Source organism: Streptomyces sp. B3I8, assembly GCF_030816915.1.
GTDB lineage: Bacteria > Actinomycetota > Actinomycetes > Streptomycetales > Streptomycetaceae > Streptomyces.
Window position 1 is genome coordinate 6,048,650 of sequence record NZ_JAUSYN010000002.1, and the last position, 14,809, is coordinate 6,063,458.

Sequence of the window (14,809 nt, forward strand, 5' to 3'; positions counted from 1 at the left end):
TCCCACCCGCGCCCCGGCGCCGCCGAAGGCGCGGCATATCCTGATGCCTCATTGGCCGTCGGCCGGCGAAGGAGTCCGAAGGTGCCGTCAATGCTCGATGCGGTCGTGGTGGGAGCGGGGCCGAACGGACTGACGGCTGCCGTGGAGCTGGCCCGCCGGGGTTTCTCGGTGGCCGTGTTCGAGGCCAAGGAGACCGTCGGCGGGGGCGCGCGCACCGAGGAGCTCACCCTCCCCGGCTTCCGGCACGACCCCTGTTCCGCCGCCCACCCGCTCGGCATCAACTCGCCCGCGTTCCGCGCGCTGCCCCTTCAGCGGCACGGCCTTCAGTGGCTCCAGCCGGAACTGCCGATGGCGCACCCGTTCCCGGACGGCACGGCCGCCGTGCTCGCCCGGAGCGTCGCCGAGACGGCCGCCTCCTTCGGGCCGCGCGACGCGGGCACGTACCGCAGGCTCGTCGCCCCGTTCCTCCACAAGTGGGACACGCTGGCGAAGGACTTCATGTCGCTCCCGGCCACCGCGCTGCCCCGGGACCCGGTCACCCTCGCCCGGTTCGGCCTGGTCGGGCTGCCCCCGTCCACCTGGCTGATGCGCCGCTTCCGCGACGAGCGGGCCAAGGGCCTGTTCGCCGGGCTCGTCGCCCATGTCATGGCACCCCTCGGCGGCTTCGCCACCTCCGCCGTCGGCCTCGTCTTCGCGCTCGCGGCGCACGCCCGCGGCTGGCCCGTGGCCCGCGGTGGCTCCCAGGCCATCTCCGACGCGCTCGCCGGGTACCTCACCGAGCTCGGCGGCACCCTGCACACCGACTACGAGGTCAAGCGGCTCGACGACCTGCCGCCGGCTCGCGCCTACGTCTTCGACACCTCGCCCACCGCGCTGGCCCGCATCGCGGACCTCGGCCGGACATACGAGAACTACCGCTACGGCCCCGGCGTCTTCAAGATCGACTACGCGCTGGACGGCCCGGTGCCGTGGACCGCGAAGGAGGCCCGCACCGCCGGCACCGTACAGATCGGCCCCACCAGCGCGGACATCGGTACCGCACTGCACGCCGCCGCCCGCGCGGGCCGCGCGCCCGACGCGCCCTTCCTGATCACCGTGCAGCCCGGCGTCGTCGACCCCACCCGGGCCCCCGAGGGCAAGCAGGTGTTCTGGGCGTACGGCCATGTGCCCCACGGCTGGACCGGCGACCTCACCGATGCGATCGAACGCCAGTTGGAGCGGTTCGCCCCCGGCTTCCGCGACCGGGTACTCGCCCGCGCCACCGCCGGACCGCCCGAACTGGCCGTGCGCAACGCCAACTACGTGGGCGGCGACATCGCCACCGGCTCCGTCGCCGGGCTGCAGCTCCTGCTGCGGCCCAAGCTCTCCCTCTTCCCGTACGCCACCCCGCACCCGGCCGTCTTCCTGTGCTCCTCGGCGACCCCACCGGGCCCCGGTGTGCACGGTATGTCCGGGCACAACGCGGCGAAGGCGGTCTGGCGGCACCTGCGCCGCACCTGAGCACCCCTCGTACCCCAGCCCCACGCGCCGTGCATCCCGCACCCGCCCTCATGAGGAGGCCGCACCACCGATGACGACCCTCACCGTGGTCCGCGGCGACCTCACGCGGCAGACCGCCGACGCCCTCGTCAACGCCGCCAACTCCTCGCTCCTCGGCGGCGGCGGCGTCGACGGCGCCGTCCACCGCCGGGGCGGCCCCGCGATCCTCGCCGAGTGCCGCGCACTGCGTGCCGGGCACTACGGCCGGGGTCTGAGTACCGGACAGGCGGTCGCCACCACCGCCGGTGAGCTGGACGCCCGTTGGGTGATCCACACCGTCGGCCCCCGGTACAGCGCCGACGAGGACCGCTCCGCGCTGCTCGCCTCCTGCTACCGCGAGTCGTTGCGCGTCGCCGACGAACTCGGCGCCCGCACCGTCGCGTTCCCCGCCGTCTCCGCCGGCATCTACGGCTGGCCGGTCGAGGACGCCGCCCGGATCGCCGTGGAGACGGTACGGTCCGTGCGGACGGAGGCCGAGGAGGTCCGGTTCGTCCTCCTGGACGAACAGACGTACGACGCGTTCGCCGCCCGGCTCAGCTGAACCGCACGGAACGGGAAGCCCTCATGACCACACCCCGGGACCTGCTGATCGTCAGCCTGGACGTCCCGTCCGCTCACCCGGTCGGGCAGGGCGACCTCTCGCTCGCCCTCGCCGGCGCCGAGCTGATCGACCTGCTGCGCGCCGGAACCCTCACCGTGGACGCCGACCGCGTGGTCCCCGGCGCGGCGGCCCCCGAGGACGCGACGGAACCGGACGACAGGCTGCTGCGCGAGGCGGGGGCGTCCCTGCGGCGTGAGCCGCCCCACGAGTCGGTCGAGGACTGGCTGTGGCGCCGGGGCAACGGGCTGGCCGCCGCGTACCACTCGGGACTGGAGGCGGACGGCCTGCTGGTCCGGCAGCGGCACGCGTGGATCCCGCTGCGCACCGGCCGCACCGCCCTGGTGGACTCACCCGCCCGGAGCCGCGCCGCCGTCCGCTGGCGGGCCGGCGACCCCGTCCTCGCCGGGCTCGCCGCCGCCCTCGGCATCCACGACGAACTGGCCGAGGACTTCGGCAGTCTCGCCGACGAGTCGCTCGTCACCGTCCTGGCCGCCGTTCACCACGCGGTGGCGGAGCTGGAGGCCGTGCGGCAGCGGCGCAGCATCGAGAAGGCGGCGTTCGACAACATCTGGCGGGGCTGACCGCGAGGGCATTCAAGAAAGCCGGGGGGCGCTCAGGAGCTCGCGGGCGCGCCCGGGGGCTCGCGGTAACGCCCGGGCTCGGATACGGACGGGAACGAACAGAGTCCGACAACAGCATTGATAGAGCCCTACGCGTGGTCCTAGTGTGATCAGCCGAGCCGGGAGTTATCGACAACAGTCGACAACTCCCGACATCAGCCGACAGCAGCGAACAGAACCAGACGCACCTCAGTCAGCGCACAGCCCCCGTACGCCCCCTGTCGCACCGAGGAAGGCCACGGTCATGCCGCACCCCCACACCCCGTCCGCCGACCGGCCCGCGGACCCACGCCGGACATTCGTCAGCCGCCGCCGTCTGCTGGAGGGCACGGCCGCCGTCCTCGGCGGACTCGCCCTCTCCGCCGCCCCCGGCGCCGCCCTCGCCGCCGGCCGGCCCCGGTCCGCGGCCGGCGGCACGGCGGCCGGCCCGGAGTGGAACGGGAACATCGCCACCTTCGAGGTGGGCACCGAGCCCCCGCACACCACCCTCATGCCCTACGGCGACCTCCGGCAGGCCCTCGCCGCCGACCGCACCCGCTCCCCGTACCGGCTGAGCCTCGACGGGGCCTGGAAGTTCGCGCACAGCGACCGCCCCGAGGACCGGGACCCCGACTTCCACCGCACCGACCTCGACGACCGCTCCTGGGACACCCTCCCCGTCCCCTCCGTCTGGCAGATGCACGGCTACGACGCCCCCATCTACGTCAACATCACCTACCCCTACTGGGGCCCCAACGGCCGGGGCGAGGAACCGCAGCCGCCCGCCGCGCCCACCCGCTTCAACCCCGTCGGCCAGTACAGACGCACCTTCACCGTCCCCCACGACTGGCGGGGCCGCCGAACCTTCCTGCACTTCGAGGGCGTCAAGTCCGCGCACTACGTGTGGATCAACGGCGCCCTCGTCGGCTACCACGAGGACTCGTACACCCCCGCCGAGTACGACATCACCGACCACCTGAGGCCGGGCACCAACCAGATCGCCGTCGAGGTCTACCGCTACAGCGACGGCGACTGGATGGAGGACCAGGACATGATCCGGCTGAGCGGCATCTTCCGCTCGGTCTACCTGTACTCCACGCCCGGCGTCCACCTGCGCGACTTCAAGCTGGAGACGCCGCTCGGCGACGGGTACACGAGCGCGGAGCTGAAGGTCGCCGCGAGTGTGCGCGCCTACGGCGGCGAGGACGGCGGCCGGTACACCGTCGAGACCCAGCTCTACGACGACCGCGGGCACGCCGTCTGGTCCCGGCCGTTGCAGCAGTCCGCCGACCTCGGCTCCGCCGCCCCGGGCGAGGACGTCACCGTGAGCGCCGCCCGCGCCGTGCCCGACCCCCGTCTGTGGTCCGCCGAGCACCCGTACCTCTACACCGCCGTCCTGCGCCTGCGTGATCCCTCGGGCAAGGTGGTCGAGACCCTCTCCCACCGCGTCGGACTGCGCGAGTTCGCCCTGAAGGACGGGCTCATGCGCATCAACGGCCGGCCCATCTCCTTCCGCGGCACCAACCGGCACGAGATGCACCCCGACCGCGGCACCGCCCTCACCCGCGCCGACATGGTCAAGGACGTCACGATCATCAAGCGGATGAACATGAACTCCGTCCGCACCTCGCACTACCCGAACAACCCCGCCTGGCTCGAACTCGCCGACGAGTACGGGCTCTACCTCGTCGGCGAGACCAACCTGGAGACCCACGGCATCCGCGACGAGTACCCCGGCGACCACGCCGACTGGACCGAGGCGTGCGTGGCCCGCGCCCGGAACATGGTGCACCGCGACAAGAACCACGCCGCGGTCGTCATCTGGTCCCTCGGCAACGAGGCGGGCGGCGGCAGCACCTTCGTCGCCATGCACGACTGGATCCGCTCCTACGACACCACCCGCGTCATCCAGTACGAGGGCGACGACCGCCCCGCGATCAGCGACATCCGCTCGGCGATGTACGAGAGCCCGTCCCGGATCGCCGAACGGGCCGCGGACACCTCCGACACCCGCCCCTACGTGATGATCGAGTACTGCCATGCGATGGGGAACTCCAACGGCAACTTCAAGACGTACTGGGACACCGTCCGCGCCCACGACGTCCTCCAGGGCGGCTGGATCTGGGACTTCGTCGACCAGGGCCTCAACCGGCCCACCCCCGCGCGCATCCTGCTCACCGAGACGGGCCCCGGCGCGCTGCGCGGCGAAGTCCTCGCCCCCCAGGGCGGTTTCGACCGCGACAAGGGCGTCAGCGGCGGCACCGTCTTCGTCCGCGACGACCGCCTCGACCTCACCGGCTCGCTGACCCTGGAGGCGTGGGCCACCCAGCGCTACACCGGCGACCACCAGCCCATCCTCGTCAAGGGCGACACCCAGTACGCGCTGAAGCAGAGCTTCGAGAACCTGGAGTTCTTCATACATTCCGGCGGTCAGTGGATCAGCGCGAGCTGGAAACTGCCCGACGGCTGGGCCGGCACCGAACACCACCTCGCGGGTGTCTTCGACGCCGACGCCGGCACGCTCACCCTGTACGTCGACGGCGAGGTGAAGGCCACCCGCACCACCACAGCCCGACCCGACAGCACCGTCACCCCCGTCTCCCTCGCGACCGACATGGACAACGCGCTGCGCGAGTTCAGCGGCACGATCCGGCGGGCCCGGATCTACGCCCGCCCTCTCACCGCCGCCGAACTCGCCTCCGACGGGCGCGGCCCCGACGACGACGGCGTCCGCCTCTGGTTCGACGCCGCCACCGCGGGGTACACCGAGAAGCACTCCCGGGCCCGCACGTTCCCCGCCTACGGCGGCGACTGGGGCGACAGCCCCAACGACGGCAACTTCTGCGCCGACGGCATCGTCACCGCCGACCGCGGCCACACCGGCAAGGCCGCCGAGATCACCCGCGTGCTGCAGGCGATCCACGCCGCCCCGGCCTCCGGCGACGACACCCTCACCGACGGCGCGCTCACCCTCACCAACGAGTACCTGTTCACCAACCTCCGCGAATTCGACGGCAGCTGGTCCCTCGTCGCCGACGGCCGGACCGTACGGCACGGCAGGCTCACCCGCGCCCAGCTCGACCTCGCGCCACTGTCGAAGAAGCGGATCACCGTGCCCGTACCGCTCCCGGAGGACCCGGCACCCGGCGCGGAGTACTTCCTGGAGCTGTCCTTCACCACCCGGGAGAGCACCCCGTGGGCGAAGGCCGGCTTCGAGATCGCCCGGGAACAGATCCCCGTCGACGCGGGCAGCCCGAAGGTGACCCCCGTCCCGCTGGAGAGCGTGCCCTCCCTGCGCCACAGCGAGAACGGCGCCTCCGTCACCGTCAGGGGCCGGGACTTCTCCGCCACCGTCGACAAGAAGACCGGCACCCTCACCTCCTACGAGGCCGGAGGGCACCGCCTGCTCACCGACGGTCCCGCACCCAACTTCTGGCGGGCACCCACCGACAACGACAAGGGCAACGGCCAGCACATCCGCAACCAGACCTGGCGCGACGCCGGCGCCCGCCGCGAGGTCACCGGCGTCACCGTGCGCGCCCTGCGCGACAAGGCCGTCGAGATCAAGGTCGCCGGCACCCTGCCCACCACCGTGAAGTCCGCGTACACCACCACGTACACCGTCTTCGGCAACGGCGAGATCAAGGTCGACCACACCCTGCACCCGGGCGCGGCCGACCTGCCGTACATCCCGGAGGTCGGCAGCATGCTCCTCCTGCCGGGGCGGCTGGAACACCTGCGCTACTACGGGCGCGGCCCCGAGGAGAACCACTGGGACCGCAACGACGGCACCGACGTGGGCGTGCACTCGTCCACCGTCTCCGACCAGTGGACCCCGTACATCCGCCCGCAGGAGAACGGCAACCGGACCGACATCCGCTGGGCCGCCCTCACCGGCCGCGACGGCACCGGGCTCCTCGTCACCGGCGACGCCCTCCTGGAGGTCAACGCCTCGCACTTCACCCCCGAGGACCTGTCCGTCGGGGCACGCCACGACTACCAGCTCACGCCGCGCGAGGAGGTCGTGCTGCGGGTCAACCACCGGCAGATGGGCGTCGGCGGCGACAACAGCTGGGGCGCCCACACCCACGACGAGTACAAACTCTTGCCCGACCGCGACTACGCCTACAGCTACCGACTGCGCCCCCTGACGGACGTGGACGACGCGATGCGGATGTCCCGGCGCCCGACGGCGACGACGTTCGCGTCCTAGGGGCGCGGGGAACCGGGGCGAGGTGGTGGGGGCGCAAACAGAACAGCCGCCCCCACCACCTCGCCCCGGGGGGCTCCGCCCCGCCCACCTCCATGTCGGATTCCCGCCAGCCCCCACCCCCCGCATGCCCGATCCTTGACGCATGCGGAACGCGATGCACACCGACACCGAACGCTGCGTACGCGCCGTCCGGTCCAAGGACGCGCGGTTCGACGGCTGGTTCTTCACCGCGGTCACGACCACCGGGATCTACTGCCGGCCGAGCTGCCCGGCCGTCCCGCCCCGCCCCGAGAACATGACCTTCCACCCCAGCGCCGCCGCCTGCCAGCAGGCCGGATTCCGGGCCTGCAAACGCTGCCGCCCCGACACCAGCCCAGGCTCCCCCGAGTGGAACCAGCGCGCCGACGCCGTCGCCCGCGCCATGCGACTGATCGCCGACGGCGTCGTCGACCGCGAGGGTGTCCCCGGCCTCGCCGCCCGCCTCGGCTACAGCACCCGGCAGATCGAACGCCAGCTCCTCGCCGAACTCGGCGCCGGACCGCTCGCCCTGGCCCGCGCCCAGCGCGCCCAGACCGCCCGCCTGCTCATCGAGACCACCGCCCTGCCCATGGCCGACCTCGCCTTCGCCGCCGGGTTCTCCTCCATCCGCACCTTCAACGACACCGTGCGCGAGGTGTTCGCGCTCTCCCCGAGCGACCTGCGCGCACGGCGCCCGAGGCAGAAGGTGACCGCCCCCGGCGCGCTCTCCCTGCGGCTGCCGTTCCGCGCCCCGCTCAACCCCGACAACCTCTTCGGCCACCTCGCCGCCACCGCCGTACCCGGCGTGGAGGAGTGGCGCGCGGGCGCGTACCGCCGCACCCTGCGCCTCCCGTACGGCCACGGCGTCGTCGCCCTCACCCCACGCCCCGACCACATCGCCTGCCGGCTCACCCTGAGCGACATGCGGGACCTGCCCGTCGCCATCAGCCGCTGCCGCCGCATGCTCGACCTCGACGCCGACCCCGTCGCCGTCGACGACCAGCTCCGCACCGACCCGCTGCTCGCGCCGCTGGTCGACAAGGCGCCCGGCCGGCGCGTGCCGCGCACGGTCGACGAGTCCGAGTTCGCACTGCGCGCGGTCCTGGGCCAGCAGGTCTCCACCGCCGCCGCCCGCACCCACGCGGCCCGTCTCGTCACCGCGCACGGCGAACCGGTCGAGGACCCCGAGGGCGGCCTCACCCACCTCTTCCCGGCCCCCGAGGCGCTGGCCGCCCTCGACCCCGCCGCGCTCGCCATGCCCCGTACCCGGCGGGCCACCTTCACCACCCTCGTCAGCGAACTGGCCGAGCGCAGGCTCCAGTTGGGCGTCGAGAGCGACTGGACCGAGACCCGCGCCCGGCTGCTCGCGCTGCCCGGCCTCGGCCCCTGGACGGTCGACGTCATCGCCATGCGCGCCCTGGGCGACCCGGACGCCTTCCCCGTCACCGACCTCGGCATCCGCCGCGCGGCCCGTGACCTCGGCCTCCCGGCCACCCCGGCCGCGCTCACCGCCCGCGCGGCTGCCTGGCGCCCCTGGCGCGCGTACGCCGTCCAGTACCTGTGGGCGACGGACGACCATCCGATCAACGTCCTGCCCGTCTGAAGGAAATCCGTGACCGTGAAACAGCACACCGTGATCGACAGCCCGTACGGCCCGCTCACCCTCGTCGCCGAAGACGGCGTCCTGTGCGGCCTCTACATGACCGAGCAGCGCCACCGTCCGCCCGAGGAGAGCTTCGGCACCCCCGACGACATCTCCTTCGCGGCGGCACAGGAGCAGCTCGCGGCGTACTTCGCGGGCGAGCTGAAGGAGTTCACCCTCGACCTGCGCATGCACGGCACCCCGTTCCAGCGCCGCGTCTGGGACGCACTGCGCCGCATCCCCTACGGCGAGACCCGCTCGTACGGCGAACTGGCCACCGAACTCGGCAGCCCCGGCGCCTCCCGCGCGGTGGGCCTGGCCAACGGCCGCAACCCGATCGGCATCGTCGTCCCGTGCCACCGCGTGGTGGGGGCCAACGGGAGCATGACCGGGTACGGCGGCGGCATCGAGCGCAAGCAGCGGCTGCTGGCGTTCGAGCGGGGGGCGGACGGGGCGGCGCTGTTCTGAGGCGCCGCAACCGCCGGCGGCCCGGCCGAATATGCCCCTGGCAGGCCGAATATACGGTCGCACCGGCCCGCGCACCCGCCTTACCCTCGACCGCATGACGACCAAGCCCCTCGTCGCGCTCCTGAGCGGCGCCGGGATCTCCACCGACTCCGGCATCCCCGACCACCGCGGCCCGTCCGGGCTGTGGCGGCAGGACCCCGAGGCCGAGCGGCTCGTGACGTACGAGCACTACGTGGGCGACCCCGACGTCCGGCGCCGCTCCTGGCAGCTCCGCAGGCGCATGGGGACGCTGCGCGCGGAGCCCGCCGCGGCGCACCGCGCCGTGGCGGAGCTGGACCGGTCCGGGGTACCGGTACGGGTGCTCACGCAGAACGTGGACGGGCTGCACCAGCGCGCCGGGATGCCCGCCCGCAAGGTCCTGGAACTGCACGGCAGCGCGCACGGCGTGGAGTGCGTCAAGTGCGGGTCCCGCGGCGCCATGGAGGACGCGCTCGCCCGGATCGACGCCGGCGAGGACGATCCGCCGTGCCTGGAGTGCGGCGGCATCCTGAAACCGGCGACGGTCATGTTCGGCGAGCCGCTCGACCCGGCCGTGCTGGCCGGGGCGGAGGCCATCGCCAAGGCCTGCACGCTGTTCTTCGCCGTCGGCAGCAGCCTCCAGGTGCACCCGGCGGCCGGGCTCGTCCAGATCGCCGCGGAGTACGGCGCACGGCTCGTCGTCGTCAACGCCGAGCCGACCCCGTACGACGACCTCGCCGACGAGGTCGTCCGCGAACCCATCGGCACGGCACTGCCCCGCCTGCTGCGGGAACTGGCGTAGCCCCCGCGCAGGCGCGCGGACCGTCGGGTGTTCAGAGGGCCGGGCTCACCTCGTCCACCGGGCCCACCCGGTGGCCGTCCTCCAGCTCCGCCGTGTGCCCGCCGCTCTCCAGCACGTCGAGGGCGGCGAGGAGACGGCGGCCCAGCTCGCCGAGGAGGTGGTCGGCGAGCTCCTCGCGCGGCACCAGCCGCCAGGACAGCAGCTCCGATTCCTGCAGCCGGATCGCCCCCAGCTCCTCGTCGGTGAGGACCCCGCCGTCGTAGAGGTACGCCACCACGGGCGGGCGGTCCGTGCCGGACACCCAGTCCACCACGAGCAGCCGTCCGATCGCGCGGTCCAGGCCGATCTCCTCGGCCGTCTCGCGCCGCGCGCCCTGCCGGGGGGTCTCCCCGTCGTCCGACTCGACCGTGCCGCCCGGCAGCGCCCAGCCCTCCCGGTAGTTCGGCTCGACCAGCAGCACCCGGCCCTTCTTGTCGCGGAAGAGCGCGGCGGCCCCCACCAGGACGCGCGGCAGGCCGGCGATGTACGTGGCGTAGTCAAGAGTGCTCATCCAGGAAGGGTAGCCACCGTCCGCGGCCGTCCGGGCCCGTGGGCGGAGCCCCAGGGGGGTCCAGGGCGTGGTCGGGGGCATGACGGCGCGGGAGCGGCGTGGATAGGGTCGCACCGGGCCGAGGGGGTCGGGAACAAGGGAGTCGCAAGGTGACCAACGCAGCCGTGACCAACGCAGCCGTGACCGGCGCGCGCCGGGTGCTCATCGCCGCGGACAAGTTCAAGGGGTCGCTGACGGCCGTCGAGGTCGCCGAGCGGGTGACCACCGGGCTGCGCCGGGCCGTACCGGGGCTGGAGGTGGACTCGCTGCCCGTGGCCGACGGCGGCGACGGGACGGTGGCCGCGGCGGTCGCGGCCGGCTTCGAGCGCCGGGAGGTACGGGTCGCCGGGCCGCTCGGCCAGGAGGTGTCGGCGGCGTTCGCGCTACGCGGCACCACCGCGGTGGTGGAGATGGCCGAGGCGAGCGGGCTGCAGCGGTTGCCCGCGGGCGTCCTCGCGCCGCTCACGGCGTCCACCTACGGCTCGGGCGAGCTGCTGCGGGCCGCGCTGGACGCGGGGGCGCGCACGCTCGTGTTCGGGGTGGGCGGGAGCGCGAGCACCGACGGGGGCGCGGGCATGCTGACCGCGCTGGGGGCGCGGTTCCTGGACGCGGAGGGCGAGCCGGTGGCGCCGGGGGGCGGCGGGCTGACCGGGGTCGCCGCAGCCGACCTGTCCGGGCTCGACCCGCGCCTCGCCTCCGTCGACCTCGTGCTCGCCAGTGACGTCGACAATCCGCTGACCGGGCCGAAGGGGGCGGCGGCGGTGTACGGGCCGCAGAAGGGGGTCTCGCCGGACGACGTCGAGGCGCTGGACGCGGCGCTCGCGCGCTTCGTGGGGGTACTGGAGCGTGCGGTCGGCTCGCGGGCGGCGGAGTGCGCCGTCGCGCCGGGGGCGGGGGCCGCGGGCGGCCTCGGGTTCGGGGCGCTGCTGGTGGGCGCGCGGTTCCGGGCGGGCATCGAGGTGATGCTGGACGTGCTGGGGTTCGCGCCGGCACTGGAGCGGGCGTCACTGGTGATCACCGGGGAGGGCTCGCTGGACGCGCAGACGCTGCACGGGAAGGCGCCGGCGGGGGTGGCCGCGGCGGCGCGGGCGGCGGGGCGGGAGGTGGTGGCGGTGTGCGGGCGGCTGGCGCTGCCGGCGGAGGCACTGGCGGTGGCCGGGATCTCGCGGGCGTACGCGCTGACGGAGCTGGAGCCGGATGTGGCCCGCTGCGTGGCGGAAGCGGGCCCGCTCCTGGAGCGCGTCGCGGAACGCCTGGCCCACGAGGTCCTCTGACCGAAGGGTTCCTCGCCCCCCGCCGCCCTTCCCGGTTCCCCGCGCAACCACCCACCCACCCGCACGTCCGGGGTCGAAGGGGCAGCGCCCCTTGAGGGACGGGAAAGGCCCCGTACCGGTGAGGTACGGGGCCCGTCGCGCGGGGGAGCCGGGGGCTACGGGAGCTGGGCCGCCCGCGCCTCGCGGCGGTTGCCGCGGAAGTTGTTCACACGGCGAGCCGTGGCGAACAACGGAATCACCGCCGCCATCACCAGTTGCAGCGCGCAACCCGTCTGCAACAGCAGCTGCCCGCTCGGCGCATCGAACGCCCACCCGGCCAGCAGCCCCATCGACAGCACGATCCACCCGAGCACCGCCCCGGCGAGCCGTCCGCTCGGCTTCGGGTACTCGACCCGGCTCACCATCAGCCACGCCGTGCCGAGGATCGCCAGCAGCGTCGCGAAGAACGGCAGCTCCAGCAGCACGATGGAGACGACGGTCAGCGCCCCGAACGGCGAGGGCATGCCCTGGAACATGCCGTCCTTGAGCGTCACGCACGAGAACCGCGCGAGCCGCAGCACCACCGCCAGCAGCACCACGATGCCACCGACCGCGGCCACTCTCTGGTGCGCGTCGTCGGCGACCATGCCGTACACCAGCACGAAGTACGCCGGCGCGAGACCGAAGCTGATGAGGTCGGAGAGATTGTCCAGCTCCGCGCCCATCGGCGAGGAGCGCAGCTTCCTGGCGACGAGGCCGTCGAACAGGTCGAAGACGGCCGCGCACAGCATCAGGATGACCGCGGTGGCGGCGCTGTGGCGGGCCATGCCCGCCGACTCGTCGCTGCCCGTGAGGTGCGGGATGAGGATTCCGGTGGTGGTGAAGTACACCGCCATGAAGCCGCACGTGGCGTTGCCGAGGGTGAGCGTGTCCGCTATCGACAGGCGGAGCGAGAGGGGCATCTCCTCCCCGTCGTCCACATCGTCGGTCTCGGGCGCCCAGCCGGCCTGGGTCTGCGGGTCAATCACGGTCAATGCGAGTCACCCCAGCCACGGTCTTCTGGCCGACCTCGACGGCCACCTCGATGCCCTCGGGCAGGTAGATGTCGACGCGCGAGCCGAACCGGATGAGGCCGATCCGCTCGCCCTGCTCGACCTTGGTGCCCTGCGGGAGGTAGGGAACGATCCGGCGGGCGACGGCACCGGCGATCTGGATCATCTCGATGTCACCGAGTTCGGTGTCGAAGTGCCAGACCACCCGCTCGTTGTTCTCGCTCTCCTTGTTGAAAGCGGGAACGAAGCCGCCGGGGATGTGCTCGACGGACGTCACCGTGCCGGCCAGCGGGGCCCGGTTCACGTGGACGTTCAGCGGGCTCATGAAGATCGCGACGCGGGTGCGCCCGTCCTTCCACGGCATGATGCTCTGCACCACGCCGTCGGCGGGAGAGATGACCCTGCCGGGAGTGATCTCCCGCTCGGGGTCCCGGAAGAACCACAGCATGCCCGCCGCGAGAGCGGTGGCGGGCACCGCCACGGCCCGGGCGGCGCCGGAGCGGCGCGACCGGGCGAGGCTGAGGGCTGCGGTGGCAACGGTCGGGAGGAGCCACGGCGATGCTCCGCGCGCGAGGCGTGCGCCGACCAGGCGGTCGCGAGGTGCAGAGGTTTGGCTGTGGGGCATGGATGACCTTCGTAGCGGATGAATGCCGCGCTGCGTGAGGGGGACGGCGGCTTTCCGGCGATCGTAGCGGCTCACGGTCACAACTGGGTAAGCCGGGAAGCCGAGTCGGTGGCTGAGACGGGGTGACGGGATGTGATCCTCTTCCCCTAGAAAACACCCCCAACCCGGACAATCATCTTGGCATCAACCCTGGAATCGATACTCCTCGAGCAACCTGCGCCCGATGATCATTTTCTGGATTTCGGCGGTGCCCTCACCGATCAGCAGCATCGGTGCCTCCCGGTAGAGCCGCTCGATCTCGTACTCCTTGGAGAAGCCGTATCCGCCGTGGATCCGGAAGGCGTCCTCCACGACCTCCTTGCAGTACTCCGAGGCGAGGTACTTGGCCATCCCCGCTTCGAGATCGTTTCGTTCCCCCGAATCCTTTTTGCGTGCCGCGTTCACCATCATCGCATGGGCGGCCTCCACCTTGGTGGCCATCTCCGCCAGTTTGAACTGGATGGCCTGGTGCTGGGCGATCGGCTTGCCGAAGGTGTGCCGCTGCTGGGCGTAGTCGATGCCCAGCTCGAAGGCGCGCTGGGCGACGCCGCAGCCGCGGGCGGCCACGTTGACCCGGCCCACCTCCACACCGTCCATCATCTGGTAGAAGCCCCGGCCGGTGACCCCGCCGAGCACGCGGTCAGCGGGCACCCGCAGCCCGTCCATGACGAGCTCGGTGGTGTCGACGCCCTTGTAGCCCATCTTCTCGATCTTGCCCGGAATGGTCAGCCCGGGACGGACCTCGCCGAAGCCGGGCTCCTTCTCCACCAGGAACGTCGTCATCGACCTGTGCGGCGCCGTCGCCTCCGGGTGTCCTTCGTCACTTCGCACCAGGACGGCCACCAGCGTGGACGAACCGCCGTTGGTGAGCCACATCTTCTGGCCGTTCAGGACGTACTCGTCGCCGTCCTTCACCGCCTTCGACGTGATCGCCGACACGTCGGAGCCCAGCCCCGGCTCCGACATCGAGAAGGCGCCCCGGATCTCGCCCAGCGCCATCTTCGGCAGGAAGTACTCCTTCTGCTCCCGTGTGCCGTGCTGCTTGAGCATGTACGCCACGATGAAGTGCGTGTTGATGATGCCGGAGACCGACATCCAGCCCCGGGCGATCTCCTCCACGCACAGCGCGTACGTGAGCAGCGACTCGCCCAGGCCCCCGTACTCCTCGTCGATCATCAGACCGAAGAGGCCCAGCTCCTTGAGGCCGTCGACGATTTTCTGCGGGTACTCGTCGCGGTGCTCCAGCTCGGTGGCGACCGGGATGATCTCCTTGTCGACGAAGTCCCTGACGGTGGAGAGGATCTCCTGCTGGACGTCGGTCAGACCGGCGGTCCGGGCGAGTCGGGCCATG

General features: G+C 72.6%; 12 protein-coding genes. 8 read left to right on the plus strand and 4 right to left on the minus strand.

Translation table 11 applies throughout. The annotated features are described in order from the left end of the window. Window positions 1-90: 90 nt before the first annotated feature. The 7 genes from QFZ64_RS29000 to QFZ64_RS29030 all read left to right on the plus strand — a co-directional run bounded on the left by QFZ64_RS29000 (window position 91) and on the right by QFZ64_RS29030 (window position 9,900). Window positions 91-1,500, plus strand: coding sequence for an NAD(P)/FAD-dependent oxidoreductase (locus QFZ64_RS29000; protein WP_307070434.1), 1,410 nt, complete (start codon window positions 91-93; stop codon window positions 1,498-1,500). A gap of 70 nt (window positions 1,501-1,570) precedes the next feature. After that, window positions 1,571-2,080 (plus strand): O-acetyl-ADP-ribose deacetylase, encoded by a 510-nt coding sequence (locus QFZ64_RS29005; RefSeq protein WP_307070435.1) that lies wholly within the window; start codon window positions 1,571-1,573, stop codon window positions 2,078-2,080. 23 nt (window positions 2,081-2,103) lie between these two features. Next, window positions 2,104-2,721 (plus strand): GPP34 family phosphoprotein, encoded by a 618-nt coding sequence (locus QFZ64_RS29010; RefSeq protein ID WP_307070436.1) that lies wholly within the window; start codon window positions 2,104-2,106, stop codon window positions 2,719-2,721. Window positions 2,722-3,004: 283 nt separating this feature from the next. Further along, window positions 3,005-6,952, plus strand: a complete 3,948-nt coding sequence (locus QFZ64_RS29015) for a glycoside hydrolase family 2 TIM barrel-domain containing protein (RefSeq protein ID WP_307070437.1) — start codon at window positions 3,005-3,007, stop codon at window positions 6,950-6,952. A gap of 154 nt (window positions 6,953-7,106) precedes the next feature. Then, window positions 7,107-8,573, plus strand: coding sequence for a DNA-3-methyladenine glycosylase 2 family protein (locus QFZ64_RS29020; RefSeq protein WP_307071904.1), 1,467 nt, complete (start codon window positions 7,107-7,109; stop codon window positions 8,571-8,573). 15 nt (window positions 8,574-8,588) lie between these two features. Next, window positions 8,589-9,080: a methylated-DNA--[protein]-cysteine S-methyltransferase gene (locus QFZ64_RS29025; RefSeq protein WP_307070438.1), complete on the plus strand. Its 492-nt coding sequence runs from the start codon at window positions 8,589-8,591 to the stop codon at window positions 9,078-9,080. A gap of 94 nt (window positions 9,081-9,174) precedes the next feature. Continuing rightward, window positions 9,175-9,900, plus strand: a complete 726-nt coding sequence (locus tag QFZ64_RS29030) for a Sir2 family NAD-dependent protein deacetylase (protein WP_307070439.1) — start codon at window positions 9,175-9,177, stop codon at window positions 9,898-9,900. A gap of 31 nt (window positions 9,901-9,931) precedes the next feature. Here QFZ64_RS29030 and QFZ64_RS29035 read toward each other — a convergent pair whose 3' ends face one another. After that, entirely contained in the window at window positions 9,932-10,450 is a 519-nt protein-coding gene (locus tag QFZ64_RS29035) for an NUDIX hydrolase (RefSeq protein WP_307070440.1), read from the minus strand. 179 nt (window positions 10,451-10,629) lie between these two features. Here QFZ64_RS29035 and QFZ64_RS29040 point away from each other — a divergent pair, with 179 nt between their 5' ends. After that, window positions 10,630-11,763 (plus strand): glycerate kinase, encoded by a 1,134-nt coding sequence (locus QFZ64_RS29040; protein ID WP_307071905.1) that lies wholly within the window; start codon window positions 10,630-10,632, stop codon window positions 11,761-11,763. Window positions 11,764-11,918: 155 nt separating this feature from the next. Here the strand turns inward: QFZ64_RS29040 and pssA are convergent, their stop codons facing one another. From pssA to QFZ64_RS29055, 3 genes are all read right to left on the minus strand, one after another. Next, window positions 11,919-12,704, minus strand: coding sequence for a CDP-diacylglycerol--serine O-phosphatidyltransferase (gene pssA, locus QFZ64_RS29045; RefSeq protein ID WP_307071906.1), 786 nt, complete (start codon window positions 12,702-12,704; stop codon window positions 11,919-11,921). Window positions 12,705-12,762: 58 nt separating this feature from the next. Further along, window positions 12,763-13,419, minus strand: coding sequence for a phosphatidylserine decarboxylase (locus QFZ64_RS29050; protein ID WP_307070441.1), 657 nt, complete (start codon window positions 13,417-13,419; stop codon window positions 12,763-12,765). A 183-nt stretch (window positions 13,420-13,602) separates the two neighbouring features. Next, window positions 13,603-14,808, minus strand: a complete 1,206-nt coding sequence (locus QFZ64_RS29055; RefSeq protein WP_307070442.1) for an acyl-CoA dehydrogenase family protein — start codon at window positions 14,806-14,808, stop codon at window positions 13,603-13,605. Window position 14,809 lies beyond the last annotated feature (1 nt).